This is a genomic window from uncultured Campylobacter sp., assembly GCF_938045205.1.
Classification (GTDB): Bacteria; Campylobacterota; Campylobacteria; order Campylobacterales; family Campylobacteraceae; genus Campylobacter_B.
In genome coordinates this window covers 1-3203 of sequence record NZ_CALIMY010000081.1, presented here as the reverse complement: position 1 = coordinate 3203, position 3203 = coordinate 1, and the positions used below count along the sequence as shown (strand labels likewise).

At 51.4% G+C, this 3203-nt stretch carries 2 protein-coding genes; both read left to right on the top strand.

The window, feature by feature from the left end:
• Nucleotides 1-371: TlpA disulfide reductase family protein (locus Q0198_RS04690; RefSeq protein ID WP_297895582.1), on the top strand; the 371-nt coding region annotated here is incomplete at its 5' end.
• Between the two features lie 233 nt (nucleotides 372-604).
• A complete protein-coding gene (locus Q0198_RS04685; RefSeq protein WP_297895579.1) occupies nucleotides 605-2167 on the top strand; it encodes a subtype B tannase in 1563 nt (520 codons plus the stop codon).
• Nucleotides 2168-3203: the final 1036 nt, after the last annotated feature.

Genomic DNA, 3203 nt, shown 5'->3' with positions numbered 1-3203 from the left:
CCGAGCGCACGCTAAAGATCGAGGGCAACGACAAGCCGCTCGTGCTGTTTTTCTATACCAGCGGCTGCGGCGCGTGCAAAGCCCAAGTGCCCGCGCTAAACGAGCTGCAAGCTAGCGGCAACGCGCTAGTTATTGGCGTTTTGGGCGACGGCAAAGGTCTGGAAGCCGATGCGGCAGTCGCTCGCGAAAAGGGGATAAAATTCCCAAGCGTCAGCGGCGCAAACTCCGTAAAATACTTTGAAACCATCGTAGGCGGCATTTTCGGCACCCCCACGTCGGTGATCTACGATAAAAATGGCAAAGCGGTCAAAAAGCTCATCGGCCTCTATCCCAAATCCGCCTTCGAAACGCAGCTCAAGCTTATGAATTAACGAGCGGAATTTGATACAGCTAGCTTTTGCGGCGGCGGATTGCAAATACCCACTAAAATTAACACTTCGAGTTTAAAATTTCTTTCAACTTGCAGATGCCTTTGCGTTTAAATTTCAAAATTTAGGCGCGCAGCGGATTTAAATATTTGCCTAGTTTTGCTAAAATTAGCTTTGTCGCTAAGCTGCTTGAATGGCTAAAAAGCGGGCAATATCAAGATCGAAAAGAAGCAACAATGAGTAAAAAACCCCTTGCCCTAGGCGCTGCTGCGATACTTTGCGGCGTGCTAAGCCTAAACGCCGAGGTTTCGGCGCAGAGCGCGCAAGCAAGTTTGAAATTTAACGCCGCAAATTTTACGCAAGAAAGCGTGATCGTAGGCGGCAAAAAGATAAAATTTCGCGCCTACAAAAATATAATCTACGTCGCAAAACCCGTAAGCACGCACTATCAGAGCATGAATATCTTCATACCGCAGCAGTATTTTGAGGGGCGCAAGAGCGGTAAATTTGACGCCGCGAGCGCGCCGATATTTTTACCCAACGGCGTGGGCGGCTACATGCCTAGCGAAGCGGGCGAGGTCAAAATAGACGAAAGCGGCAAACCAAACGCGATCGCTACGGCGCTTTCGCGCGGTTACGTCGTAGCCGCTCCCGCAGCGCGCGGACGCACGCTAAAGGACGCAAACGGCGATTATATCGGCAAGGCGCCCGCAGCGATCGTCGATCTAAAGGCGGCCGTGCGGTATCTGAAATTTAACGACGCGGCGATGCCCGGGGACGCAAACAAGATCGTCTCAAACGGCACGAGCGCGGGCGGAGCGCTCTCGGCGCTTTTGGGCGCGAGCGGAGACGAGGAGCCGTATCTGCAGGAGCTGGGTGCCGCAAAGGCGAGCGATAAAATTTACGCGACGTCCGCATACTGCCCCATCACAAATCTAAAGCACGCGGACGCGGCGTATGAGTGGATGTTCGGCGCGCAGAGCGAATATGAAAAGATGGATTTTAGCGGCCTTGATGCGGCGGGATTTAACGAGCGCGGCGAAAATTCTAGCGGCGCTGAAAAAAATTCTAAAAAAGACGCAAATCAAAGCGCCGCAAAGCCCACTCGCAAGATGCTAAGCGGCAAATTAAGCGCAGCGCAGATTAAAATTTCAGACGAGCTAAAGGCGCAATTCCCCGCCTATCTGAACTCGCTAAGCTTAAGGGATGGGGGCGGCCGCGCGCTAAGCCTGGATAAAAACGGCGACGGCAGCTTCAAAGATTACATAAACGGCCTCATATCGGCCTCGTTTGCTAATTTTGCGGCGAAAAATCCGCGTGCGAAGGCACCCCTATACCTCGATGCAAAGATCAAGGATGACGCATCGCAATCGCATATACTCTTTTGGGGCTACGCGACCTCCGAGCCGCGCGCCAAGACCCCACCCGCATTCGACGGCTTCGCGCTTGAAAATCCCGAAAACGAGCTGTTCGGCGGCGCCAAATTTAACGCGGCGCATTTTACGGATTTTAGCGCGATGAATGACCCCGCCAAAGGGGTGCTAATCGCAAGTGCACAGCTCGTGGAGATGATGGATGCGATGAGCTTCGTGCGCAACGAAAACGGCGCGAAGCATTACCGCATCCGACACGGCGCGAGCGATCGCGATACGGCGCTTGCAATCCCTGCGATTTTGGCGCTTAGCTTGCAAAATGCGGGCAAGAACGTCGATTTTGCGGTGCCTTGGGGACAAGGACACGCCGGCGATTACGATCTGGATGAGCTTTTTGACTGGATCGACAAAGTGGTCGCGCAGTAGGTTTGACGGGCAAAATTTTACTTTGGATTTAGAATTTTGCCCGCAGCTCTGCCTAAAATTTTATCGCCCAAACACTCTCTAGCGAATACGCCAAACGGCGTAAAATTCCACTGCAAAATTCTATCGCGTCAAAATTTTAGCGCCTCCGCAAGAAATACAACGGCTTGAAATTTTGTGGCTAGCATTCAAAAAAATTCATAGAATTTTATCGAGGCAAAACGGCTCGAATTAAATTTTATCGGCCGCGATGATTTATGGCGCGAGGCTTTTAGCGCGATCTGCGCTAAAATTTCGGCGCAATCAAATTCTGCGGGCTAAATTTTAAATTTAAAGACCGAAGTATGAGATAAAATTTCACGGTGTTTATGCATTTCCGATCGCAGGTATTTGAGCGCGCAGTATCGCATAATGGGCGCACATTCGGCGTGCGGGCGATTAAAATCCGCCAAAATGAACGCAAAAAGCCCAAGCGAGCGCGGCAAGTGGGCTAAATTTAAGGCGTGCATTCGCGATTTTCTGCTGATCCAAGCCCGCTTTGGCTATCTCCATTAAGCCTACTTTAATAATCCACCGGCGCCCAAAAAGCGCCGTTTAGGGTCTGTATCTTTGCGCCGTGTGCATAAATTTCATAATTTAATGGCGCTTTTGAGCGCAGCTTGCCTATTTAAAGATCACTACGCCGCGTCAGGATCGCTTCCCAAACCTGGTGCGCCGGCATCTTTGCGGCGGCGTAATTCGGTGCTAAATTTAACGCTAGCTAGCATTGCGCCGCCTTTAGCTCGCGTACGGCGGGCACCGCCTGCGACGACGCCTTCATGCAAACCGTTTTTTGCTGCGCTGCGCCGCGAAAAAAGCTTTTAAAATTTTAACGCCCTAGCCTTTTGCGATCTCGTAAAAACCGTCTTTAAAAACGACCTTGCCCGCATCCGCCAGGCGCCTTAAAAGCTGCGTGCTTTTTTCATCAAACATCGCCTCTACATCGCTAGTGCGCTGCGGACGACGTGCCAAAGAATGCAATATCTCATCCTCGCTAAAG

Excerpts from the sequence above, each read along its gene's own strand:
- Q0198_RS04685 (WP_297895579.1), top strand. The coding sequence starts at position 605 with ATGAGTAAAAAACCCCTTGCCCTAGGCGCTGCTGCGATACTTTGCGGC.